We start from the raw sequence: 21,673 nt of genomic DNA, 5'->3' as shown, positions 1-21,673 counted from the left end.
CCTGGTCCTCAATCCGTGTGAGGACGCCTGCGGCACCCTGACCACGGACCGCACCGTGGACGGTGCCCCCGTCTACCTCTGCCCGGGCTGCGACTCGGAGTGGATCGAGTTGGACGAGCGCACCGAGCCCGCTGAGCCCGCGAAGCCGGCGACCGACCAGTCGAGCACGGCGGGGTCCATCGAGTAGTAGAGCGCGTACCAGCGCCGGTAGGCGTCGACGAGCCAGGCGTCCGCGCCGAGCCGTCCGGCCAGCCGTGCCGACAGCCAGGCGGTGTCCGCGTCGGCGTCCGGGTGGTCGACCAGCCCCAGGAAGCAGGCCGCGCCCACCTCGTCCATGACGGGGTCGGCCGCCAGGGCGTGCACGGAGACGTCGAGGACGCCGGTGACCCGCTCGCCGTCGGTCATCACGTTGCCCGGGAAGTAGTCGTTGTGGACGAACGCCGGCTCGACCGCCCTCTCCCCCAGGTCGGCCCAGAGTCGGGCCAGCTCCGCGTCGAGGTCCGGCAGGACGCCGCGGAGGAGGTGCCCGCCGAAGGCCATCCCGTACTCGGCGCGCTCGCGGAGGAGGTCGACGAGGCCGGCGCCGGGCGGGACGGCGTCCGGCACGAAGAGCGCCCGGAAACCGCCGGCGGGGATCGGGAGCGACCGGAGGCGTCCGGCGACGTCGAGGTAGTCGGCCAGCACCGCGCGGCGGCGCCCCTCGGGTTGGCCTCGGACGAGCCAATCGGCGAGCGACTCGCCCGGGACGCGGACGTCGACCGTCCAGTGCTGGTCACCGGTGCGGCCCACCTCGAGCACCTCCGGTACGTGGACGCCCAGGTCCACTCCCGTCCACCCGCGGACGAGGTCGACCACCGCGAGGTCGCTGAGCCCGCCGAAGACGCGCAGGACGCGGTCGGGATCGAGCGCGAAGACGCGGGACTCCCCGCCCGCCCCGATCAGGGCGTCCGGGCCGATGCCGAACCGCGCGAGGATGCGCGGCTCGTCCGGGCCGGGGGTGCTCCGGGTCCCCAGGACGCTCATGGCATCGCCCGGCGCGGCTTCGCCCGGGCTGCGGGGCGGTCGTGGGCCCCCGCCACGGTGAGCGCGGCCACGGCCGTGGTCAGGGGGACGCTGAGGACCAGCCCGATGCCCGAGCCGAGCGTGCGCACGATCTCCTCGGCGAACGGCTCGGTCGACAACAGCAGTCCGAGCGGCTGCTCGTACAGCGCGAGGAGCACGAGCGTCGACAGGGCGGCGCCGGCGTACGCGAAGACGATGGTGTAGATCGTGGAGGCGATGTGGTCGCGGCCGATCCGCATGCCGGAGGAGAACAGCTCCCAGCGGGACAGGTGCGGTCCGGCGGCGCGCAGCTCCCAGACGGCGGACGCCTGCGTGATCGTCGTGTCGTTCAGGACGCCCAGCCCGGCGATGATGAGGCCGCAGGTCAGGAGGGCCGTGAAGGACAGTCCGTCGGACTGGCCGGCCAGCGCGATGCTCTCGTCGCTCGACAGGCCGCTCAGGCGGGCCGAGGCCACCCCGAGGGTGCCCAGCCCCGCGGTGGCCAGCAGGCTGACGAGGGTGCCGACGAAGGCCGACGTGGTCCGCATCGAGATGCCGTGCGCGAGGTACAGCACGGCGAACATGATCGCCGAGCCCCCGACGAGCGCCACCGCCACGGGTGGGCGTCCAGTGGCGAGCGACGGCAGCATGAAGACGAAGAAGATGGCGCCCGCCACGACGAGCCCGATGAGGCCGCGGACGCCCTTCCAGCCCGCCACGGCGACCACGACCACCACGAAGGCGGCCGCGAACCACAGCAGCGGGGCGATGCGGTCGATGGTCACCAGCGCCCAGGAGGGCCCCTCCGGACCGCCGACGTCCGTCACCAGCACGGAATCCCCCACGACCAGGCCCGAGACCGCCGACACGCCGATGAGCTCCACCACCACCGACTGGCCGGCCATCGGGCCGCTCGTCAGCCCGACCGAGGCCTCCTGGCACGCGTGCTGGATCGACCCCGTCTCGGCGACCGCCTCCTCCGACTCGGGGCAGGGGACCAGAGCCGTGACGCGCGCCGTCTCGATGGGCGCGACGGACGTCGTCAGGCCCGACGGGTTGGAGAGGGCCTGGCGCTCCCCGGGCCACAGGAGGATGACCCCGATGACGGTGACGACCGCGACGACCACCAGGAGCGCCGTGCTGGCGATGCGGGCGGCTCGCGAGATTCCGACGGCAGGCGGGGCGCCGTGGTGGTGTCCTGCTCCCATGCGCCCAGTGTGTCAGGTGCGTCCACGAGCCCATCACCCCCAGGGGCGCGCGGTCCTGTTCGCCCGGGGCTGTCAGCTTCCGTTCTTCGTCTTGCGCAGACGGACGCGCTGACCCTGTGAGGACTTGTCGAGTTCAGCCAGGCTCGAGCGCGACTTCACGAAATCGGTGAAGGAGCTGTAGCCGAGCGACTTCTCGTGGAAAGAGGGGTCCATCCGCTTGATCTGGAGTTTCACCGCCGAGGTGTGCAGCCATTCGTCATGTCCAGCCTTGTCATGGCCGAGCTCGAGGGCTCGGCGCAGCAGCTTGGTCGCTGCCCGTGGCGACATCTTCGCAGCCGGCTCGTCCTCTGTCGCCGCTGCCTGCTGCTTCACCTGTGCCGGGGTTTCAGTGACCGATGGCTTCGGAGTTTCCTCGTCGTGATCCGAGACGGGCAGCGGGGGCGGCACCACGGCGCCCTCGTTCTCCTCGTCGCCACCGATCCCGGGCAGGTCGTCATAGAGGCTGAACTCGTTGCAGGCCGCCGGAAGGGACCTGCTGGTCGCGCCGGCGACCCCCACCGCGACGATGAAGCGGCCCAACCTCTTCACCCGCTGGGCCAGCGCCACGTAGTCGGAGTCGCCCGCGACCAGGACGACGTGGCTCACGTTGTCCAGGCGGAACAAGTCCTCCACGACATCGATCGCAAGCCTGATGTCGGCCCCGTTCTTCGTGGCCGACAGCGGGAACATCTGCGTCAGGTCGACCGCGCGATCGATCAGTTGCCTGCGGTACGCGGCGTTGACCGGTTGGGACCAGTCCGCGTAGGCACAGCTGATGACGATCTCCCCGAACGACGACGCGTAATCCAGGATCGCGCCGATGTCGACGGTGGCCTGCCGCAGTCGCTCCACCACATCCGGCGGTGCCGAGCCGGCCTCCAGGTCGATCTGGCGCACGCGGTCCGCCTGGAACGCGCCTCGGCCGTGCAGCTGGTTGTAGCGGGAGATGACGATGTTGTCGAAGTCGATGTACACAGCGACCCGACCATCGGTGTCCTCGGCCATGGAGTTCCTCTCGAGTCAGCGGATGAAGGAGCTGAGCCCTCTCTGATTCTCCCAGCATCCTCCGACGAACGGGCGTGGTGGCCACCGCTGGTGGCGGCGTCCGGCCTCAGGGCAGGCTGAGGCGCGCGATCGTCCGCCAGGTCTGGCCGATCTGCCGGTGCAGGGGCCCGCCGGTGTAACCGAGCCCGTAGCGCTCGCAGATCTCGCGCACCTTCGGCGCGACCTCGCTGTACCGGTTCGACGGCATGTCCGGGAACAGGTGGTGCTCGATCTGGAAGCTGAGGTTGCCCGTCAGGATGTGGAACAGCTTGCCGCCCTCGAGGTTCGCCGAGCCGAGCATCTGCCGGATGTACCAGTCCCCGCGCGTCTCGCCCTCGATGGACTCCTCCGCGAACGACTCGACCGAGTCGGGGAAGTGACCACAGAAGATGACCGTGTGCGCCCAGAGGTTCCTGATCGTGTTCGCCGCGAAGGTGCCCGCCAGGGCCTGGAGCCCTGAGCGGGACAGGAGGTGTGCCAGCAGCGGGGTCCCCGCGTAATCCTTGGCGACCATCCGGCCGAACTTGCGTCCCAGCGCCTTCAGGTCTTTTCGCAGGGACGCCTTGGACTTCGTGCCGGCCCGCACCTCGTCGAGCGAGAGGTCGTAGAGCGCGATCCCCCACTCGAAGAAGGGCGCCAGCAACGCGTTCGTCGGCAGGTTCAGCAGGAACCGCGGCTCCCACGGCTGCTCGCGGCTCACGCGGAGCACCGTGTAGCCCACGTCGCGGTCCTTGCCGACCACGTTGGTGTACGTGTGGTGCAGGTCGTTGTGGGTGTGCTTCCAGCCGGCGGCCGGCGCGACGAAGTCCCATTCCCACGTGGTGGAGTGGATGTCGGGGTCACGCATCCAGTCCCACTGGCCGTGGATCACGTTGTGCCCGATCTCCATGTTCTCCAGGATCTTGGACAGCGCCAACATTCCGGACCCCGCGGCGAACGCCATGGGATGCCGCGCCCACAGCAGCAGCCCGCGGCCGCTGATCTCCAGCATCCGCTGGGTCTGGATGATGGTGCGGATGTAGGCAGCGTCCCGCGCACCGAGGCTGTCCATCACGCCGGCTCGGAGGGCGTCGAGCTCACGGCCGAGCTCGGCGACCTGCTCGTCGGTCAGGTGCGCGGCGCCGGCCGGACGCCGCGCGGGCGCCCCGTCGGCGGCGAGAACGGGGGAGCGGCTCTCGGTCATGGTCGTGGTCAGGGTCTTGGACATCGGTCCTCCAGCGTCATGCATCAAGGTGAACGTACCCGGCCGGGGCCGAAACACACGTGCGGATGAGGTCGCCCGGCTCACCGGACACCTCCCCGGTGGTCAGGTTGCGGACGCGGCCGGCGTCCAACTTGGTGAGGCAGGTTCGGCAGATGCCCATGCGGCAGCCGCTCGGGAGGGGGACGCCCACCGCCTCACCGGCCTCGAGGAGGCTCTGGTCGCCCGGTACCTCGACCTCGCGGTCGGAGCGCGTGAACGTGACGAGCCCGCCCTCCCCGGCCGGGCCGTCCAGGCGCGCGACGGCGAAGCGCTCCAGGGTGAGGTGGGCACCCACACCATCGGACGCCCACAGCCGCTCGGCGTCCGTGACGAGCCCATCGGGACCGCAGACGTAGGCCGCACGGTCGCGCCAGTCGGGGCACAGCGCCTCGAGGGTGTCGACGCGGGTGAGGTCGAGGCGCCCCTGGTCGGCCGAGAACCAAGGGACGATTCGAAGCCCCGGAGCGGTCACCGCCAACTCGGCGAGTTCATCGGCGAACAGGGCGTCGGCGGGGGTACGAGCCGTGTGGATGAGCACCACGTCGGCATCGGCTCGTCGACCCACGAGCGTGCGGATCATGGACATCACCGGGGTGATCCCACTTCCGCCGGTGATCATGAGGAGGGGACGCGGGTGTTCCGGCAGCACGAAATCGCCCTGCGGCTGGTCCAAGTAGAGGAGGTCGCCCCGCTTCACCCGGCGGACCAGTTCCCCCGACACCTGGCCGATGTCGGTGACGGTGATGGCCGGGTCCTCGCCCGGCGCGGACGACAGCGAGTACGAACGCCAGTGCCGGACGCCGTCGATCTCGACCCCGATCCGGACCCACTGGCCCGCCTGGTGCCGACGCCAACCGGGCGCGGGACGGAACCGCACCGTCACCGAGCGCGGGCCCTCGTGCACCACGGACGTCACGCGGGCGCGCAGTTGCTTGCTGGAGAAGAGCGGGTCGATGACGCCGGCCACGTCACGCGCGTGCAGCGGGTAGCTCAAGGTCGAGACCAGATGGGCCAGTGGACGGAACAGTTGCATTGGTCAGCCCCTCTCGGACAGTCCCAGATCGAGTCATCGTGACCGTGGGTCTCCAGGTGACCGTGGAACCCAACGGTACCCGGGCTGCTGAGCCCCGCGTCGACACGGACCAGGATCCTGCGTCAATCGGGGGGTTCGCGCAGGAGTTCGCGCAGCACGCTGGTTCCCTGACCCGGGCGCGACTCCCAGCGCCACGTCTCGTGCAGGCGCAACGTCTCGCCGGCCTCGATCACGCTCGTGCAGTGCCCGGTCGAGGTCGCACCATCTCGATCCAGGTGCACGTACCGGAAGTCGAGGCGTTCGCCCTCGCGTGTCCCGACGAGATGGCCATGACGAACCGCCCCTCCGGAGTACTCCGCCCAGACCATGTCGCCCTCCTCGTGGTACCCGAAAACGGTTCCATCGCCCACCTGGCCGTCATCGGAATTGCTCTCCGCCACGAAGCGGCGCCCATCGAGAAGAATCACGGCATCACCCTAGGCTGGCCACGTGAGTGAGGTGGTCATCCCGCCGGGCCCCGGAGTGCCGTCAGGGCTCACCATCCCGGCCGCGGACGTCACCGAGCGTTTCGCCCGGGCGTCCGGACCGGGCGGGCAGGGTGTGAACACCACCGACAGCAGGGTCCAGTTGAGCTTCGACATCGCCGCGTCCGCAGCGCTGACGGAGGCCCAGCGCGTCCGATTGTTGAAGAACCTCGCCGGACGACTGGTGGGCACGACTCTGACGATCGACGCGGCCGACCAGCGTTCGCAGTTCCTCAACCGGCGCGCGGCGCGCGAACGACTGGCGGACGCGCTGCGCACGGCCCTCGCTCCGCCGCCGCCGCCGCGCCGGCGGACCCGGCCCACGCGGGGCAGCGTCGAGCGCCGGTTGACGGCGAAGAGGCACCAGACGGAGAAGAAGGCCCGAAGGCGGTCCCACGAGGACTGATTCCTACTACGATGTGTCGGAGAAAGTCGTCCTGCATCACCCACGGGAGGACATGTGACCGACGACGCCACTTCCAGCGCCACCCGCCTCGGCAGGTTGCGCCTGACCGGTCTGGCCGCACCGCCCGCGTTCGTGGCGGGCCTGTTGTGTCTGCACCCGTCCGCCACGGCAGGGCTTGACTCGGCCGTCGCGCACGGCCTGCTCGGGGTGGTGCTGGTCGGGGGCGCCGCCGTCTTCGGGTGGACGATGTTCCGGGCGCTGGATCGTGCGCACGACGCGGCCGTGTCCGCCGCCGTCGAGGCCGAGCGCCTCTCCGCAGCCCTGGTGGAGCGGGACCGCATCGCCCGCGAGCTCCACGACAGCCTCGCCCAGGTGCTGGGCGTCGCCCACCTCCGCCTGCGCGCCCTGGGGAGCCGCCGCTCCGTCGCCGCGGACCCCAGGGTGAGGGCCGAACTGGAGGACCTCGCCGACCTGTGCCAGGAGTCGCACCGCGACGTCCGCGAGGCCATTCTCGGCCTTAAGGACGCCCACCAGCCCGAACGCCCCCTGCTGGACCACCTCGCCGACTACACGCGCCTGTTCTCCCGCACCAGCGGCATCCCGACGACGCTGGAGACCGACGCCGACCGCGACCTCGCACTCGATCCCCACGCGGAGGTGCAGGTGTTCCGCGTGATCCAGGAGGCCCTGTCGAACGTCCGCAAGCACGCGGCCGCCCGGTCGGCCACGGTCCTGGTCAGCGCCGACGACACCCACGCCCTCTTCGTCGTCGCCGACGACGGGCGCGGCTTCGCCGACCACGGGCACGGCCTCGCGGACGCCGTGGCGAGCCCGGGCCACGGTTTCGGCCTGACGACCATGCGGGAGCGGACGGAGTCCGTCGGCGGACGCCTGCGCATCGAGTCGCGCCCCGGCGAGGGCACCCGGGTGTCCGTCCGCCTGCCGCGCGCGACCCCCACCCGGACCCGCGTGGAGGAACTGACCGCATGACCCTCCCGCTGGGGCGCCCCGCCCGCATCCTCGTCGCCGACGACCTCCCCCTGTTCCGGCAGGCCATCGCGATGCTGCTCGACGCCCAGGACGACCTGGAGGTCGTCGGGCAGGCCGCCAACGGCGTCGAGGCGGTCGAGATGGCGCAGGCGCTCCGCCCGGACGTCATCCTGCTCGACGTGGAGATGCCCGTGATGGACGGCATCGCCGCCGCCGAGCGGCTGCGCGACGTGCTGCCGCAGGCCCGGGTCGTCATGCTCACCGTCGCGGACGACGACGAGCACCTGCTGGCGGCCGTCCGGCTCGGGGTGCGCGGCTACCTGCTCAAGGACCTCCGCCCCGAGGAGCTGTATGCCATGGTGCGCGCGGCGGTCCGGGACGAGTCCCCCATCGCTCCCGCGCTGGTCGGACGCCTGATGTCAGCCCTGCGCGACACCGGCCTCCGCGCCACGGTCCCCCACTCGGACGCCCCCGTCCTCTCGGCGCGCGAGCTCGAGGTGTTGCGGCTGGTGGCGGACGGCCGGTCCAACAAGGAGATCGGCTCGACCCTGTGCATCACCGAGGGCACGGTGAAGAACCACGTCCACAACGCGCTGTCCAAGCTCGGCATGGACAACCGCATCCAGGCGGCCGCCTACATCGTCCGGCAGGGACTCGGCAGCCCTCGCGCCTGAACCACCGCCTGAACCGCCCGGGGGCAGCCGGACGGCACACCGGGCACCGGTGGCTGTGCCGCGATTGTGCCTCCCGACGGATGCGCGGGCAGCGCCTGCGGCGAGACGCTGTCGGTGACCGAACGAACCCGTGCGCGCGGAAGGAGGGCGGCTCGCGATGACCAACCGACGAACCGGCATCATGGGCGTCCTGACGAGCTTCAGCGGCATCGCGATCACCGTCGCGGGCGCGCTGGTCGGGATCCTGCTCGGCATCGCCGTCTTCACGTTCGGCTACGCCGGCGGGTGGGCCTACCTGGGCAACGACCCGGCCACCTGCAACCAGTGCCACGCCATGAACGAGCAGTACCAGGGCTGGCTCAAGGGCAGCCACACCGCCGTGGCGACCTGCAACGACTGCCACTCGCCCCACGACAACCTCGTCGCGAAGTACGTGAACAAGGCCGACAACGGCTTCTGGCACGCCCTGAAGTTCACCACCCGCGACTACCCGGAGAACATCAGGATCCGCGAGATGAACCGTGACATCACGCGGCACGCCTGCCTGTACTGCCACGGCGACCTGGTGAGCGACATCTCCGAGACGCGCCAGTTCGCGACGACCGTGGGTGCCCACAGCACCCAGATCGACTGTCTCCAATGCCACGCCGAAGTCGGACACATGAGGTGAGCTGAATGACCGAGAAGAAGAAGGACCGGCGACTGCTCCTGGCCGGGGTGTTCCTCATCGCAGGAGCCCTCGTCACGGTCGGCATCGCCTCGATGCTGATGAGCATCTTCGAGCGGCGGGCCGAGGGGGAGAACCCCTACTTCCGCGTGGCCGAGCTCACCGACAAGACGTACGACCCGGCGGTGTGGGGCCAGAACTTCCCGCTGCAGTTCGCGGGATGGTCCAAGACGTCCGAGATGCCGGCCGACGAGCAGGTCGCCCGCGTGGCCACCCCCGACGACCCGCGCACGGTCAAGGCCGCGAGCAAGCTCGCCCACGACCCCCGCCTGGTCACCATGTGGCAGGGCTACGCGTTCGCGGTCGAGTACAACGAGCCCCGCGGTCACGCCTACATGCTCGAGGACCAGCGCCTCGTCAAGCGCGTCCAGGACCCCTTCAAGCAGCCCGGCGCCTGCCTCAACTGCCACGCGTCCCTGCCCGAGGTCGTCGACACGCTGGGCAAGGGCGACCAGGCGGCCGGCTGGGCGGCGATGAACAAGATGCCGTACGTCGACGCCACCGAGTTCGCCAAGCACCCGGTCGCCTGCATCGACTGCCATGACCCCAAGACGATGCAGCTGCGCATCACGCGCCCCGCGTTCGAGGCGGGCCTCAAGGAGTACAAGGCCGGCCAGGGCGTCGCCGACTACGACGTCACCACCATGGCCACGCCGCAGGAGATGCGGACCTACGTGTGCGCCCAGTGCCACGTCGAGTACTACTTCAAGGGCGAGGAGAAGACCCTCACCTTCCCGTGGGACAAGGGCCTGACGGCCGACGACGCGCTCGCCTACTACGACGAGATCGGGTTCAGCGACTTCACCCACAAGCTGACCGAGGCCAAGGTCGTCAAGGCCCAGCACCCCGACTTCGAGACGTTCAGCCAGGGCGTCCACGCCAGGTCCGGCGTGACCTGCGCCGACTGCCACATGCCGTACCAGCGCGAGGGCGCGGCCAAGGTGTCCAACCACCAGATCGCAAGCCCGATGCGCAGCGACGAGACGATCAACGCCTCCTGCCTCACGTGCCACAGCACGACGGAGCAGGCCATGCGTGACCGCGTCGAGGGCATCCACAGCACCTACGAGCAGACCAAGGACGTCGCGTTCGACGCCCTCACGGCGCTGATCTACGACATCGAGGCCGCCAAGAGCGACGGCACGCCGGCCGCACAGGTGGACGCCGCCCGCGGCTTCCAGCGCAAGGCGCAGTTCTTCCTGGACTACGTCGTCTCCGAGAACAGCCGCGGCTTCCACGCCCCGGCGTACAGCAACCGCCTGCTGAACGACGTCACGGACGCCGCCCGTCGTGGGCAGATGGCCCTCCGCGGCGTGACGTACGCCCCGGCGGGACCCGCCGAGTCCGTCCCCGAGGGGACGTTCCCGGTGCCATTGGCGCCGAACAAGGAGGCGTGAGCCCCTCAGTTTCGGTGCGGACGGGGATGGGGAGGGTGACCCCATCCCCGTTTCGTATGGCCGGGGCGTCCGCCGCTGTGGTGGTGTGGTGGTGTGCCGGGCGATACACCCCCGCGGCCGCCGCTGTGCCCTCTTCGTGCCGCCCTGAGGATGGTCGGGGCCCCGCGTGGGAGCGAGAGTGGTGCCGTGGGTCGGACCATCACCCGGTCCCCCACGAGGAGATGTTCGATGAGGCCCGACAGCATCACTGGTGACGACGCCGACGTGGACGTGCCGGCGTGGGACGACGCCGACGTGGACGTGCTGGCGTGGGACGACGACCTCGTGGGGATCGGCGGCCCCGCCCCCGCTCGCCGGCGACGCGGGCCCTGGTCGTTCGCCGCGCTGGGCGTGGTCGTCGGTCTGGTCCTCTTCTTCGGCGTCTGGGCCCTGGGCCGCGGTCCCGCCGCCGAGATGCCGGTCGATCATCCGGACACCTCGGCCGGCGCTGCCGCCACGCCCGCCCCGCTCACCGCCGAGCAGATGGCCGAGCTGAAGGCGAAGGTGGACGCCAACCCGAACAGCCTGGACGACCGGCTCATCTACGGGGTGGCGCTCTTCAACGAATCCCGCTACCCGGAGGCCGAGGAGCAATGGCTCGCGGCGTCCGAGATCGCCCCCACCGATCCGGGACCCTGGTACAACCTCGGGTTCCTCTACCTGAGCACCGACCCACCCTCGGACGCCAAGGCCGAGGCCGCCTGGCGCAAGGTCGTCGAGGTCGCCCCGGGCACGTCGATGGCCGAGACCGTGTCGGAGTACCTGACCCGCCTGGACACCGCTGTTCCCGGCCGGTGAGGCGGCGCCGCAATCGCTGCGGCTCGCGAGCGTGCTCCCACTCCAGCACGCTGCCCCGGGGTAGGAAGGGGTCCATGAAAGCGCTGACCGAGAACGAGGTCCGCGAGAGCTTCGTCAACGCGACGGACGCCGAGTACGAGCGGCTCGAGATGCCGTGGTGGTTCCACGCCACCCTGTGGGACTCACTGGACTACCTGGGCTGGGTCGATCCCGCCCTGCCCGAGCGCGGACACCTGGTCGCCGAGACGTCGTTCGGGCTGGTGGGGGTCATCCTGCGCCTGCCGAAGAACCTGCCGCGCGGTCGCCGGACCCTGTGCAACCTGTGCTGGACGCAGCACCCCGGCCAGGGCGCGGTCCTCATGGTCGCCCGGCGTGCGGGCCGGGCCGGCCTCAACCACAACACCGTGGGAACCTACATCTGCGCGGACCTGGGCTGCTCCCTCTACCTGCGGGGCCTTCGCCGAGCCGTCGGCGGAGGTCGACTGCCCGAGACGATCGACCTGGACGCCCGCGTCCGTCGCCTGAGCGAGAACGTGGAGGACTTCCTCGCCCGCGTGGTCGAGAGCGACGCCCCGCGGTTGGCCTAGGCTGCCGTCCATGGAGCAAGAGCCCCGTCGGCCGCTGTTCACGGTCGACACCCCCGTGACATACATGTTGTGGGTGGCCGGGATCTTCCTCCTGCCCATCGTGAACACCTGGCTGCTGTACGGGGGCACGATCACCAAGGAGGACATCACCCTGTCCGCCTACGCGAGCCTGCTGTTGCTCAACCCCCTCGTCGTGCTCGTCGCCGGGGGCATCTACGCCTGGCGCCATGGGTTCCACGGCCTGCTCCCCTGGCTGTTCGGCCTGGCCTTCATCCCGGCGGCCCTGGTGGTCTACAACGACTCGGCACTCCCCTACGCGGTCCTCTACGCCGCGTTCGGTTACCTCGGGCAGGGGATCGCCCTGCTCGTGAAGCGCCTCCTGCGCCGCGGCTGACGACTCATCCTTTCGACCTAGCCGATCGGCACCTTTGACCGATTTCCCGAGCGAGCGCGGAGCGTAGCATCCGACAAAAAGCAAAGCTTGGAGCCGAGGAGTTGCCATGAAGTTCGCAGTCGCGTCATTGGTCGCCGTCGTGGTGCTCGGTACGGGCGTCACGCAGGAGATGTCCACCCAGACGGCCTTCCCGCCGTGGTTCTGCAACTTGCTTCCCATGCTCTGCACCCGCTGAGCCCCCGCTCCACGGCGCCACCGTCTGCCCACCCCGAGCCTGACGCCCCGGTCCAGAGGACCGGGGCGTCTCGGCGTCCGCTCGCTCAGCACGGACGCCGCGGGTCAAGAGCCGGGGGGCGTCCTCTTGACCCAGGGGGGCAGGACGGTCAACGAACTTCCGAGGACGAGTCCCGCCAGCGCTCCAACCCCGCCGAACGTCCGGGCGTCACCGGCCAGGAGGCCGCTGAACACACCGATCAGCAGTCCCGCCACCGCGCATGCGATGACCAAGGCGTCGGCCCGTTGCGCGAGGGGGATCCTCACAGGCGGTGGGGTTGGAGGCATTCCTCCACGCTAGCCGCGAGCGCCTGCTCCCGGATCAGGCGAAAGTGCCAAACTCAATGGGACGAAAGGACGAGGCGGGACGCCGTGTGCCGGACCACCACGCCGTGCCAGACTGGCGCCATGACCCCGCCGGCCCCCGCCCCCCCTCGGTCGGGCCGACGACTGCCGGGCTGGGTGACCCGGCTGGGCGGCAGTGGTGTCCCCGAGGCCTTCTTCGGACTCCTCGCCTTCGTGTACAACGAAGCCTTCCCCGAGCCGATCCGGACGCCGTGGGAGGCAGCCCTCGAGTTCGCGATCTGCGCCTTCGCCGCCACCAGCGGCCGATGGCCGCGGGTGGGCACCTTCGGTGTCGCCGCCTGCTTGGTGGGGGCGCTGCTGTCGGACTACCTCAGCACCACCATCTTCGTGCTGTTCATCCCCATCGTGTCCAACGGCGCCCATGGGCGCGTGTTCCTGCGCGACCTCGCCACGGCGCTCTACCTGGCGCTGTTGCTGATCAAGACCGTCCCCCTGAACGAGAACGCCAGCGACATCGCCCAGACGGTGATCATCTGGGCCCTGCTCGTCGGGGTGGCGTGGACGACCGGTCGCACCATCGACAGGCTCCGCCAGGAGGGCATCCACCAGGCCGAGATGCGCACGAATGCGTTGCGCAGCCAACGGCGCAGCATCGCGCGTGACCTGCACGACACCGTCTCGTACGCGACCACGACGATGATCATGCGCGCGGAGCAGGTCAAGCTGCGCAGCACGGAGGACCCCGAACTCATCGAGGACCTCGACTTCATCATCGCCACCGGCCGACGGTCGTTGCGCGACCTGCGCGGCATGATGGAGGCCCTCCGCCGCAACGACCCCGACCTGGACCTGGAGGAGGACGCCCTCTGGCGCCTCGCCACGGTCGAGGACGTCATCGCCGAGCGGAAGGCGGAACTCGCCGCCCATGGCCTGCGGCTCGACGTCAGCGCCGGCGAGGACCTGGACTCCCTCCCGCTGTCCGTCCGCGAAGCCCTGGCCAAGCTCGTCGTCGAGGCGACCTCCAACATGGTCAAGCACGCGGGGCGCGGCCCGTGCCGGCTCATCATCGACGTGCGCGAGGACATCGTGGAGGCCGTCTTCACCAACCCCCTCCGCCCGGGCCACGACCAGACGCGCTCGGCCGAGGGCCTGGGCCTGGTGGGGGCCCTGGAACGCGTCCAGGCCCTCGGTGGGGAGCTGGAGGCGACCGAGGCCTCCGACACCTGGATCCTCCGCGCCCAGCTCCCGCTCGGGGGATAATTGGGCCCATGATCCCCGTCACCGTGGCCATCGTGGACGACGACCCCCTCGTCCGTGCGGCACTCGGCGCCTACCTGTCCACCGCCGACGACTTCGAGGTCCGTCACGAGGTCTCCAACGGCGCGGAGGCCGTGACCACGATCACCCGGGACCCGGTCGACATCGTCATCATGGACGTCCGCATGCCCAAGGTCGACGGCATCCAGGCGACCGAGACCCTCCGCGCGCTCCTGCCGGACATCAAGATCCTGGTCATCACCTCCTTCGACGAGGACGGCGCCGTCCGGGAGGCCCTGCAGGCCGGGGCGAACGGCTTCCTGCTCAAGGACACCTCGCCCCAGGGCCTCCTGGAGGCGCTCCGCTCGGTGATGCAGGGAACCTCGGTGGTCTCCCCCGGACCGATCACCAAGCTCCTGCTGAGCGACCGGCGCAAGCCGCGTCCGGTGCCGGCTCCCGAGTTGGGCCTGAGTCCGCGGGAACTCGAGATCCTCCGGCTGCTCTGCGAGGCCTACAGCAACACCGAGATCGCCGAGGCGCTGGTGGTCTCCGAATCCACGGTCAAGACCCACGTGTCGGCGATCATGACCAAGATGGGAGTGCCCTCCCGCCTGAAGGCCGTCGTCCGGGCGTACGAGCTGGGACTCGTCGAGCACGCCTGACCCGGCGATCCCGACTGGGGCAGGATGGGTCCATGGACCTCCACCCGCATGTCGTCCCCCTGTCCGCCCTGCTCGGAACGTGGCGCGGGACAGGTCGCGGCCACTACCCGACCATCAGCGACTTCGAGTACGTCGACGAGTGGGTCTTCAGCCACTCCGGCAAGCCCTTCATCGCCTTCGTGCAGCGGACGCGCTCGGCGTCCGGCCAGCCGATGCACACCGAGTCCGGCTACCTGCGGGCCGTGGGGGACGGGGCGATGGAGATCGTCGCCGCGCTGCCGACCGGGCAGGTCGAGATCGGGGGCGGACGCGCAGCGTCGCAGGACGGCGTCCTCACGATCGCCACGGACGCCACCGTGACGAGGACGCCGACCGCGAAGCAGGTCAACCGCATCACGCGCAGCTTCACGGTGCGGGGCGACGCCCTCGAGATCGAGCTGGCCATGGCGGCCGTCGGGCTGGACCTGACGCACCACCTGTCCTCGCGGCTGGAGCGTGCCGACGATCCGCGGTGAATCGGTCGTCCAGCAGGGGTGGTGCCCCGGACCTGCCACAATGCAAGAGTGAACGCAGACCAAGGTGAGACCTTTGCTGCTGTCCTGACGGCCGCCATCCAGGCTCGTGGGCTCTCCCTCGAGCGCATCCGCGCGCGCCTCGAAGCCGCGGACGTGCCCGTCAGCATCGCGACCCTGAGCTACTGGCAGTCCGGGCGATCGCTGCCCACACGGTCCCGCAGCTTCCACACGCTGGTCGAACTGGAGAAGATCCTCAACCTCGAGCCGGGCCACCTGACCCAGCACACCCACACCGCGGACGGCCGCACCCGCCGCGAGCTGTTCGAGTGGCAGAGCGTGGTGCCCTCGCGCGACCTGGCGACGCAGCTCATCGAGGACCTGGGCATCGACATGCAGGGGCAGCTGTCCCGCGTCACGGTGCACGACCTGCTCGAGGTGGCCGCCGACCGGAGCGAGGCGTCCCAGGAGGTCCGCATCGTCTGGCGCGCGGAGCGCCACGGCCTGCACCGCTGGGCGGTGGTCAACGAGTCGGACGCCGAACCCGGCGAGGTCCAGTCGATCGAACCACTGTTCGGGTGCGTGCTCGGCGAGGTGATCTCGGTGCCGGAGCGCATGCTCCTCGTCGCCGAGATGCTCGCGCCGCGACCCATGCAGCGCGGTGAGCTCTTCACGTCCGACTACCGCCTCACGTTCGGGGCGACGTCCGAGCCCTCCTACCGGCTGGAGCGGGCCACCGCGGACCCGGTGAAGGCGTTGTCCTTGGCAGTCCGGTTCGCACCGGGGAGTCTGCCGAGCCGGGTCTTCGCCAGCGTGCGGGCCTCCATCGAGGACGAGGTCCCGCACGACACCACGCTCGTGCCCCTCGCCCGGAACGAGGCCCAGTTCGTGTGGGCCGACGCCAAGCCCGGGGTGTACGCCCTGCACTGGGAGTGGGACTGACCGGCCTCGACGCCGTCGTCGATGCCCTCTACGCCGGCGACCCCCGCGACTTCGTGGCCGCGCGTGACGCGGCGGCGAAGCAGGCACGCGCCGAGGGGGACCGGACACTCGCGGCGTCCATCAAGGCACTGCGCCGGCCGAGCGTGGCCGCCTGGTACGTGAACGTGGCGGCTCGGGCGTCGCTGGTGTCGCTGCGCGAATGGCTCGCGCTGGGGTCGAACCTCCGGGCGGCCCAGGGTGCGCTGGACATGGCGCGGGTCCGCGAACTGTCCGCGGGGCGGACGGCGCTCGAGAACCGGGTCGTCCGCGACCTCACAGCCCACCTCGCCACGCTCGGCGTCACCGTGAGCGCCCCCGCCCTCGACGAGGTGCGGGGTACCCTCCGCGCCGCCCTGGCCGACCAGGCGGCAGCGGACGCCGTGGCCGCGGGACGGCTCGACAAGTCGCTCACGTACGGCGGCTTCGGGGAGGTCGACCTCTCCGAGGCGCTGGCCGCCATGGCGCAGGCGAAGGCCACACCGGAACCGGAACCGGAACCAGAACCAGAACCCGAACCCGAGGCCGAACCCGAGCCCCAACCGGACCCCGCCCTCGTCGCCGCGGTGGCGGAGGCCCGTGAGCAGCTCGGCCGAGACGAGGCGTCCGCACAGGAGGCCGAACAGGACGTGTCACGCGCCGAGGCGGCCCTCGCGGTCGCGCAACGCCAGCTCCGCGAGGCGCGCGCCCGTCTGGCGGACGCCGAGGCGCGGCGCAGCACGTCCGCCCGCGCGGTGGAGAAGGCGGAGTCGCGGCTGCGACGGTCCTAGGCTGGTCCCCATGCCTCGATACGACCACCTCGCAGAGCCGGGGATGCGCCAACCGGTCTTCGCACGACGCGGGGTGGTGTGCACCTCGCACCCGCTGGCCGCCTCGGCGGGCCTGCGGATCCTGCAGGCGGGCGGCAACGCCGTCGACGCCGCCATCGCGACCGCCGCGTGCCTTCCCGTCCTCGAGCCATGCTCCAACGGGCTCGGCTCGGACGCCTTCGCCCTCATCTGGGCCGACGGGCGCCTGCACGGCCTGAACGGGTCCGGACGCTCCCCCGCCGCCGCGTCGGCCCAGGCCCTGCGGGATCGCGGCCACACCACGATGCCGCAGCACGGCTGGGACGCCGTCACGGTCCCCGGCATGGTGCGCGCGTGGGCCGACGTCCACGAGCGGTTCGGACGCCTCCCGTTCGCGGACGTGCTCGCGCCGGCCATCGAGTACGCCGAGGGCGGCGCCCCGGTCCCGGGTGTGGTGGCGTGGGGCTGGGGCCGCGGCGTCCGGGCCGTGGAGGAGCGGCTGGCCACCCGGCCCGACCCGGCCCAGGACCACTTCCTGCCCCTGTTCGGCCCTGCTCCCGCGGTCGGTGAGGTGCGTGCGCTGCCCGAGCTGGCAGCGACCCTGCGCGCCATCGCCGAGAGCCACGGCGAGGCGTTCTACCGCGGTCGGATCGCGGAGAAGATCGCCGCCTTCGCCGCCGAGACCGGTGGACTGCTGTCGGCCGACGACCTCGCCGGCCATGCGAGCCAGTGGGTCGATCCGATCTCGGCGCGTTACCGCGACCACGAGGTCTGGGAGATCCCGCCGAACGGGCAGGGCATCGCGACGCTCATCGCCCTGACCATCCTGGACGGCCTCCCGCCGGAGGTCGCGGCCGATCCGCACACGCAGGTCGAGGCGATGAAGCTCGCGCTGGTCGACACGCACGCGCTGGTCGCCGACCCGGATCTGGTCGACGTCCCGACCGAGGCACTCCTGTCGCCCGAGCACGCCGCTCGGCGCCGGGCGCTCATCGGCGAGCGGGCGGTGCCGCCGGTGGCCGTCGACCCGCGGGCGTCCGACACGGTCTACCTGTGCGCGACCGACGACGAGGGGATGATGGTCAGCTTCATCCAGTCCAACTTCGCCGGGTTCGGTTCGGGCGTCGTTGTCCCGGGGACCGGGATCTCCCTGCAGAACCGCGGCTCGGGCTTCTCGCTGGAGCCGGGCCACCCGAACGAGTTGGCGCCGGGCAAGCGTCCGTTCCACACGATCATCCCGGGGTTCCTGACCCGCGGGGGCGAGCCCGTCGGACCGTTCGGCGTCATGGGCGGCCACATGCAGGCCCAAGGGCACCTGCAGGTCGCCCTGCACACGATCGACGCAGGGATGGACCCGCAGTCCGCGCTCGAGCAACCGCGTTGGTTCTGGGACGCCGCGACCGGTCAGGTGCTGGTCGAGAGGACCATGGACCCGACGGCCGTCGCCCACCTGCGGGAGCGGGGCCACGACGTGGCCGAGGCCGCCCACTCCGGTGTCTTCGGCCGCGGCCAGGCCATCTGGCGGATCGACGGCGGGTACGTGGCCGGGAGCGAGCCGCGCGCCGACGGCGTCCCGATGGCCTGGTGAGTCAGGCCCCGAGCAGGAGCGAGCGCAGCTCGTCCGCGGTGTCGACGACCGCGACGGCCGGGTACGTGCGCAGCGCGTCCGGCACGCCCGCGCCCCAGGTGACGCCGATGCCGGCCATGCCGGCGGCGGCCGCGGCGCCGAGGTCGACCGGGGCGTCGCCGACGTAGACCACCTCGGACGGGCGGGCGCCGATCCGCTCGGCGGCCAGCAGCAGGGGTTCCGGGTTGGGCTTGTGGATGGGGGTGTCCTCCATGGCGACCAGGACCGGCAGCTGGTGGAGGTCGAGGCTCCGGGTGAGGGCCTCCGCGCTGTACCGCCGCCGGGACGTGGCGACGCCGACGCGGGCCCCCGCGGCCACGAGGTCGACCACGAGGTCGTGGACGCCGTCGTACGACTCCAGGTACTCGTGGGCGTGGGCGTCCTGCCAGGCCGCGTACTCGGCCATGATCCCGGGGGCGCGGTCGGCGCCGGCGAGTTCGGTGAACATGTCGGGCAGCGTCCGGCCGATCCAGGAGCGAATCGTCGCGTCGTCGGCCGGCTCCAGCCCGAAGGTCTCGATGGCGTGCCGGTAGGACGCGAGGATGAGCGGGATCGTGTTGGCGATCGTGCCGTCGAAGTCGAACAGGACGGTGCTCCAGCGAAGATTGGTCACCGGATCACCGTAGCGATTTCGGCTCAGAGCCAGTCGACCCAACCACCGTGCGGGCCGCACCGCGCGACGGGTTCGCCGTCCAGCCCCAGCACGAAGTGGGGTCGCCCGTCATCGGGCACCCGCCCGTACAGCGCGGGTACCACCTTGCCGCCCTCGAACGACACCCACCGGACGCCGCCGGCCACGATGGCCTCCTGGACCGCTTCGCGGCCGTCACGCTCGAGGTAGGCCAGCGTCGCGGAGTGCATCAGGACCGGGGTCGCGCCCAGCGCGTCCGCCGTGGTGCGGGCGTGGTCGAGGAACGCGGGCAGGTCGTCCGGAAGACGCCCCTGCCTGATGGGGGGCGGGTCGGACGCCGCCACCGCCAATGCCGCGGCCAGGCGGGCCTCGCGGGCGTCCTCGCCGGGCCACACGAGCGAGCGGAGCCAGCGGGCATCGTCGGGATCGTCGGCGGGCAGCGGGTGGGCGTCCAGTCCCTCGCGGTGGACGATCCGCAGGTCCGCCGGCGAGGCGGGGGCGGTGCCGGTGGTGACGCAGTCCAGGACCGGGGCGTCCGGGGCGGCGGCGCAGCCGGGGACGACGGGGCCGCCGTCGTAGCGGTAGCGGTAGCGGTCCGGCAGGAGGACCAGCCCGGCGGACGCCCCCACCTCGCACAGGGCGATGGGCTGCGGCAGGGACGCCAGCAGCGGGGCGAGGACCGCGCATCGCCCGGGCTCGTTGGTCTGGGTGGCGCGGGTGAGGATCGTCCGCTCGACGTCCGGCCAGTGCTCGTCCAGCCAAGCGATGAACGTCGGCCCGCCGACCAGCGGTCCGTCGTGGAACCGCAGCGCCCCGAGGAACACGTTGGGTTGCCGCTTGCCGCCCGGCAGGGCGTCGAGGCGCGCGGCCACGGCGGGGGTGTCGGCGATCCAACGGCAGAGGGCCGCCCAGGTCGGCGAGGTCGGCTCGGCCTCGCCCGCGAACCAGCGGTACAGCTCGTCGATGGGCTTGCGCGCGTAGGCGTGGGCGTCCTTCACCGGGCCCAGCCTAGAGTCGGGCTGGGTCGCGGGCTGGGGTCGCGGGCCCCGGACAACTAAGGTGTCGTCATGACCCAGCCGGTCCCCGACCATGACATCTGGCCGACCATCCGCGCCGAGGCGGAGCGCGACATGCGGGCGGAGCCCTGTCTGGGCGGTTTCCTGCACGAGTCGATCCTTCGCCACACCTCGTTGATGGAGGCGCTGGGCAGCCTGCTGGCCCACAAGCTCTCCAACCCGGTGATGTCGCCGCTGACCCTGCTCGACCTGGCCGAGGAGGCGTTCGAGGGCGACCCGTGGATCGAGGAGTCCGTGGTCGCCGACCTGCAGGCCGTGGTCACGCGCGACCCGGCGACGCGCGGTTACTCGCAGCCGTTGCTCTACTTCAAGGGGTTCCACGCGATCCAGAGCTTCCGCATCGCGCACCACTTCTGGGTGAAGGACCGGCATCCGCTGGCCCTGTGGCTGCAGAGCCGCATCTCGGAGGCGTTCGCGGTCGACATCCACCCGGGCGCGCGGATCGGCCGCGGCATCATGTTCGACCACGCCACCTCGGTCGTCATCGGCGAGACCGCCGTCATCGAGGACGACTTCTCCATGCTGCACGAAGTGACCCTCGGCGGCACCGGCAAGGTCGGCGGCGACCGCCACCCCAAGATCGGGAGGGGCGTGATGATCGGGGCGGGCGCGAAGGTGCTGGGCAACATCCGCATCGGCGAGGGCGCCAAGATCGGGGCGGGTTCGGTCGTGCTGGAGGACGTCGCCCCGCACACCACCGTCGCCGGCGTCCCGGCCAAGCCGATGAGCCGGACGAAGGAACCCTTCCCGGCCCTGTCGATGGACCAGGACTTCATCCACGAGAGCCAGGCATGAGCGAGTCTGGAGCCCGTCCCGAGCCCACGGTCCCGGAGCCCACGGTCCCCGACACCAAGGACTGGACCTGGGTCCTCGACCGTCCCTGCCCCGAGTGCGGCTTCGACCCGGCCACGTTGGTGCCCGACTCGATCCCGCGCATCACCATCGAGGCGGCCGCCCGGTTCGCGCTCGCCCTCGAGAGGCCGGACGCCGGCGTCCGGCCCACGCCGGGGGTGTGGTCGACCATCGAGTACGGCCAGCACGTCGCCGACGTGCTGGAGGTCATGACGCAACGGTTGCAGCGGATCCTCGAGAGCGAGGGCGCCGGGGCCTCGTTCGACGACTGGGACCAGGACGCCGCCGCGGTCGAGAAGGAGTACTGGCGGGCCAACGCGCACGTGACGGCGATCCTCATCAAGGAGCGTGCGGCGGCCGCCGCCAAGGCGTGGGGCGAACCGTCCGGCGAGCAGTGGACGTGGCCCGGCCTGCGCAGCAACGGGTCACACTTCACGGCCGCGTCGCTGGGCGCCTACCTCGTGCACGACCTCATGCACCACCTGCACGACGTGGACGCCTGAGCCTGCACCTCAACCGAACACGGGTCCTCCTCAACCGGACGCGGCACCTCCTCGTTCAAGAAGT

25 protein-coding genes are annotated in these 21,673 nt (G+C 71.2%); 17 read left to right on the top strand and 8 right to left on the bottom strand.

Annotated elements, in window-relative coordinates:
- Nucleotides 1–72: 72 nt before the first annotated feature.
- The 6 genes from AC5YDV_RS16145 to AC5YDV_RS16120 all read right to left on the bottom strand — a co-directional run bounded on the left by AC5YDV_RS16145 (nt 73) and on the right by AC5YDV_RS16120 (nt 6,075).
- Complete coding sequence (locus AC5YDV_RS16145) at nt 73–1,023, bottom strand: phosphotransferase family protein (protein ID WP_496184521.1); 951 nt, start codon at nt 1,021–1,023, stop codon at nt 73–75.
- Complete coding sequence (locus tag AC5YDV_RS16140; RefSeq protein WP_496184522.1) at nt 1,020–2,249, bottom strand: YibE/F family protein; 1,230 nt, start codon at nt 2,247–2,249, stop codon at nt 1,020–1,022. The genes AC5YDV_RS16145 and AC5YDV_RS16140 overlap by 4 nt, the downstream gene beginning before the upstream one ends.
- Before the next feature lie 72 nt (nt 2,250–2,321).
- Nucleotides 2,322–3,293: an NYN domain-containing protein gene (locus AC5YDV_RS16135; protein WP_496184523.1), complete on the bottom strand. Its 972-nt coding sequence runs from the start codon at nt 3,291–3,293 to the stop codon at nt 2,322–2,324.
- Between the two features lie 106 nt (nt 3,294–3,399).
- Nucleotides 3,400–4,539 carry a fatty acid desaturase family protein gene (locus tag AC5YDV_RS16130; RefSeq protein ID WP_496184524.1) on the bottom strand — a complete coding sequence of 380 codons (1,140 nt, stop codon included), beginning with the start codon at nt 4,537–4,539 and terminating at the stop codon, nt 3,400–3,402.
- A 13-nt stretch (nt 4,540–4,552) separates the two neighbouring features.
- The gene (locus AC5YDV_RS16125) at nt 4,553–5,608 is read right to left on the bottom strand and encodes a ferredoxin reductase (protein WP_496184525.1); all 1,056 of its coding nucleotides are present in this window, start codon (nt 5,606–5,608) and stop codon (nt 4,553–4,555) included.
- A 122-nt stretch (nt 5,609–5,730) separates the two neighbouring features.
- Nucleotides 5,731–6,075 (bottom strand): avidin-fold protein, encoded by a 345-nt coding sequence (locus tag AC5YDV_RS16120; RefSeq protein WP_496184526.1) that lies wholly within the window; start codon nt 6,073–6,075, stop codon nt 5,731–5,733.
- A 22-nt stretch (nt 6,076–6,097) separates the two neighbouring features.
- On the opposite strand from AC5YDV_RS16120, the gene arfB reads away from it, so the two are divergent.
- From arfB to AC5YDV_RS16045, 15 genes are all read left to right on the top strand, one after another.
- Nucleotides 6,098–6,538: an alternative ribosome rescue aminoacyl-tRNA hydrolase ArfB gene (arfB, locus tag AC5YDV_RS16115; RefSeq protein ID WP_496184527.1), complete on the top strand. Its 441-nt coding sequence runs from the start codon at nt 6,098–6,100 to the stop codon at nt 6,536–6,538.
- Between the two features lie 54 nt (nt 6,539–6,592).
- On the top strand, nt 6,593–7,528 hold the full coding sequence (locus AC5YDV_RS16110) for a sensor histidine kinase (RefSeq protein WP_496184528.1): 936 nt from the start codon (nt 6,593–6,595) through the stop codon (nt 7,526–7,528).
- On the top strand, nt 7,525–8,202 hold the full coding sequence (locus tag AC5YDV_RS16105) for a response regulator (RefSeq protein ID WP_496184529.1): 678 nt from the start codon (nt 7,525–7,527) through the stop codon (nt 8,200–8,202). The genes AC5YDV_RS16110 and AC5YDV_RS16105 overlap by 4 nt, the downstream gene beginning before the upstream one ends.
- 157 nt (nt 8,203–8,359) lie before the next feature.
- Nucleotides 8,360–8,872 carry a cytochrome c nitrite reductase small subunit gene (gene nrfH, locus AC5YDV_RS16100; RefSeq protein ID WP_496184530.1) on the top strand — a complete coding sequence of 171 codons (513 nt, stop codon included), beginning with the start codon at nt 8,360–8,362 and terminating at the stop codon, nt 8,870–8,872.
- Nucleotides 8,873–8,877: 5 nt separating this feature from the next.
- The gene (locus AC5YDV_RS16095) at nt 8,878–10,326 is read left to right on the top strand and encodes an ammonia-forming cytochrome c nitrite reductase subunit c552 (protein ID WP_496184531.1); all 1,449 of its coding nucleotides are present in this window, start codon (nt 8,878–8,880) and stop codon (nt 10,324–10,326) included.
- Between the two features lie 228 nt (nt 10,327–10,554).
- Nucleotides 10,555–11,163, top strand: a complete 609-nt coding sequence (locus tag AC5YDV_RS16090) for a tetratricopeptide repeat protein (protein ID WP_496184532.1) — start codon at nt 10,555–10,557, stop codon at nt 11,161–11,163.
- 74 nt (nt 11,164–11,237) lie between these two features.
- Nucleotides 11,238–11,750, top strand: coding sequence for an FBP domain-containing protein (locus AC5YDV_RS16085; protein ID WP_496184533.1), 513 nt, complete (start codon nt 11,238–11,240; stop codon nt 11,748–11,750).
- A gap of 10 nt (nt 11,751–11,760) precedes the next feature.
- A complete protein-coding gene (locus AC5YDV_RS16080; protein WP_496184534.1) occupies nt 11,761–12,144 on the top strand; it encodes a hypothetical protein in 384 nt (127 codons plus the stop codon).
- Between the two features lie 106 nt (nt 12,145–12,250).
- Nucleotides 12,251–12,379 (top strand): hypothetical protein, encoded by a 129-nt coding sequence (locus AC5YDV_RS16075; protein WP_496184535.1) that lies wholly within the window; start codon nt 12,251–12,253, stop codon nt 12,377–12,379.
- 446 nt (nt 12,380–12,825) lie between these two features.
- Nucleotides 12,826–13,983: a sensor histidine kinase gene (locus tag AC5YDV_RS16070; protein WP_496184536.1), complete on the top strand. Its 1,158-nt coding sequence runs from the start codon at nt 12,826–12,828 to the stop codon at nt 13,981–13,983.
- Nucleotides 13,984–13,991: 8 nt separating this feature from the next.
- Nucleotides 13,992–14,642 (top strand): response regulator, encoded by a 651-nt coding sequence (locus AC5YDV_RS16065; RefSeq protein ID WP_496184537.1) that lies wholly within the window; start codon nt 13,992–13,994, stop codon nt 14,640–14,642.
- Nucleotides 14,643–14,674: 32 nt separating this feature from the next.
- Nucleotides 14,675–15,157, top strand: coding sequence for a heme-binding beta-barrel domain-containing protein (locus AC5YDV_RS16060; RefSeq protein ID WP_496184538.1), 483 nt, complete (start codon nt 14,675–14,677; stop codon nt 15,155–15,157).
- A gap of 48 nt (nt 15,158–15,205) precedes the next feature.
- Nucleotides 15,206–16,096 (top strand): hypothetical protein, encoded by an 891-nt coding sequence (locus tag AC5YDV_RS16055; RefSeq protein WP_496184539.1) that lies wholly within the window; start codon nt 15,206–15,208, stop codon nt 16,094–16,096.
- On the top strand, nt 16,087–16,902 hold the full coding sequence (locus tag AC5YDV_RS16050; RefSeq protein WP_496184540.1) for a hypothetical protein: 816 nt from the start codon (nt 16,087–16,089) through the stop codon (nt 16,900–16,902). Before AC5YDV_RS16055 ends, AC5YDV_RS16050 begins: the two co-directional genes overlap by 10 nt.
- 10 nt (nt 16,903–16,912) lie before the next feature.
- A complete protein-coding gene (locus tag AC5YDV_RS16045; RefSeq protein ID WP_496184541.1) occupies nt 16,913–18,508 on the top strand; it encodes a gamma-glutamyltransferase family protein in 1,596 nt (531 codons plus the stop codon).
- 1 nt (nt 18,509) lies between these two features.
- Here the strand turns inward: AC5YDV_RS16045 and AC5YDV_RS16040 are convergent, their stop codons facing one another.
- Nucleotides 18,510–19,160 carry an HAD family hydrolase gene (locus AC5YDV_RS16040; protein WP_496184542.1) on the bottom strand — a complete coding sequence of 217 codons (651 nt, stop codon included), beginning with the start codon at nt 19,158–19,160 and terminating at the stop codon, nt 18,510–18,512.
- Nucleotides 19,161–19,183: 23 nt separating this feature from the next.
- Nucleotides 19,184–20,176 carry a DUF2332 family protein gene (locus AC5YDV_RS16035; RefSeq protein WP_496184543.1) on the bottom strand — a complete coding sequence of 331 codons (993 nt, stop codon included), beginning with the start codon at nt 20,174–20,176 and terminating at the stop codon, nt 19,184–19,186.
- A 69-nt stretch (nt 20,177–20,245) separates the two neighbouring features.
- On the opposite strand from AC5YDV_RS16035, the gene cysE reads away from it, so the two are divergent.
- Nucleotides 20,246–21,049 (top strand): serine O-acetyltransferase, encoded by an 804-nt coding sequence (gene cysE / locus AC5YDV_RS16030; protein ID WP_496184544.1) that lies wholly within the window; start codon nt 20,246–20,248, stop codon nt 21,047–21,049.
- Nucleotides 21,046–21,609: a DinB family protein gene (locus tag AC5YDV_RS16025; RefSeq protein WP_496184545.1), complete on the top strand. Its 564-nt coding sequence runs from the start codon at nt 21,046–21,048 to the stop codon at nt 21,607–21,609. Before cysE ends, AC5YDV_RS16025 begins: the two co-directional genes overlap by 4 nt.
- Nucleotides 21,610–21,673: the final 64 nt, after the last annotated feature.

The organism is Propioniciclava sp. LT432, assembly GCF_059515965.1.
Note: the sequence above shows the minus strand (reverse complement) of the source record. Positions and strands in the feature narration are given on the sequence as shown.

Bases quoted from the DNA above. Each gene is read 5' to 3' on its own strand.
- AC5YDV_RS16095 (WP_496184531.1), top strand. From the start codon at position 8,878: ATGACCGAGAAGAAGAAGGACCGGCGACTGCTCCTGGCCGGGGTGTTC.
- AC5YDV_RS16135 (WP_496184523.1), bottom strand. From the start codon at position 3,293: ATGGCCGAGGACACCGATGGTCGGGTCGCTGTGTACATCGACTTCGAC.
- AC5YDV_RS16130 (WP_496184524.1), bottom strand. From the start codon at position 4,539: ATGTCCAAGACCCTGACCACGACCATGACCGAGAGCCGCTCCCCCGTT.
- AC5YDV_RS16145 (WP_496184521.1), bottom strand. From the start codon at position 1,023: ATGAGCGTCCTGGGGACCCGGAGCACCCCCGGCCCGGACGAGCCGCGC.
- AC5YDV_RS16125 (WP_496184525.1), bottom strand. From the start codon at position 5,608: ATGCAACTGTTCCGTCCACTGGCCCATCTGGTCTCGACCTTGAGCTAC.
- AC5YDV_RS16065 (WP_496184537.1), top strand. From the start codon at position 13,992: ATGATCCCCGTCACCGTGGCCATCGTGGACGACGACCCCCTCGTCCGT.
- AC5YDV_RS16025 (WP_496184545.1), top strand. From the start codon at position 21,046: ATGAGCGAGTCTGGAGCCCGTCCCGAGCCCACGGTCCCGGAGCCCACG.
- AC5YDV_RS16105 (WP_496184529.1), top strand. From the start codon at position 7,525: ATGACCCTCCCGCTGGGGCGCCCCGCCCGCATCCTCGTCGCCGACGAC.
- AC5YDV_RS16070 (WP_496184536.1), top strand. From the start codon at position 12,826: ATGACCCCGCCGGCCCCCGCCCCCCCTCGGTCGGGCCGACGACTGCCG.
- AC5YDV_RS16140 (WP_496184522.1), bottom strand. From the start codon at position 2,249: ATGGGAGCAGGACACCACCACGGCGCCCCGCCTGCCGTCGGAATCTCG.
- AC5YDV_RS16075 (WP_496184535.1), top strand. From the start codon at position 12,251: ATGAAGTTCGCAGTCGCGTCATTGGTCGCCGTCGTGGTGCTCGGTACG.
- nrfH (WP_496184530.1), top strand. From the start codon at position 8,360: ATGACCAACCGACGAACCGGCATCATGGGCGTCCTGACGAGCTTCAGC.
- AC5YDV_RS16080 (WP_496184534.1), top strand. From the start codon at position 11,761: ATGGAGCAAGAGCCCCGTCGGCCGCTGTTCACGGTCGACACCCCCGTG.
- cysE (WP_496184544.1), top strand. From the start codon at position 20,246: ATGACCCAGCCGGTCCCCGACCATGACATCTGGCCGACCATCCGCGCC.
- AC5YDV_RS16045 (WP_496184541.1), top strand. From the start codon at position 16,913: ATGCCTCGATACGACCACCTCGCAGAGCCGGGGATGCGCCAACCGGTC.
- AC5YDV_RS16085 (WP_496184533.1), top strand. From the start codon at position 11,238: ATGAAAGCGCTGACCGAGAACGAGGTCCGCGAGAGCTTCGTCAACGCG.
- AC5YDV_RS16090 (WP_496184532.1), top strand. From the start codon at position 10,555: ATGAGGCCCGACAGCATCACTGGTGACGACGCCGACGTGGACGTGCCG.
- AC5YDV_RS16060 (WP_496184538.1), top strand. From the start codon at position 14,675: ATGGACCTCCACCCGCATGTCGTCCCCCTGTCCGCCCTGCTCGGAACG.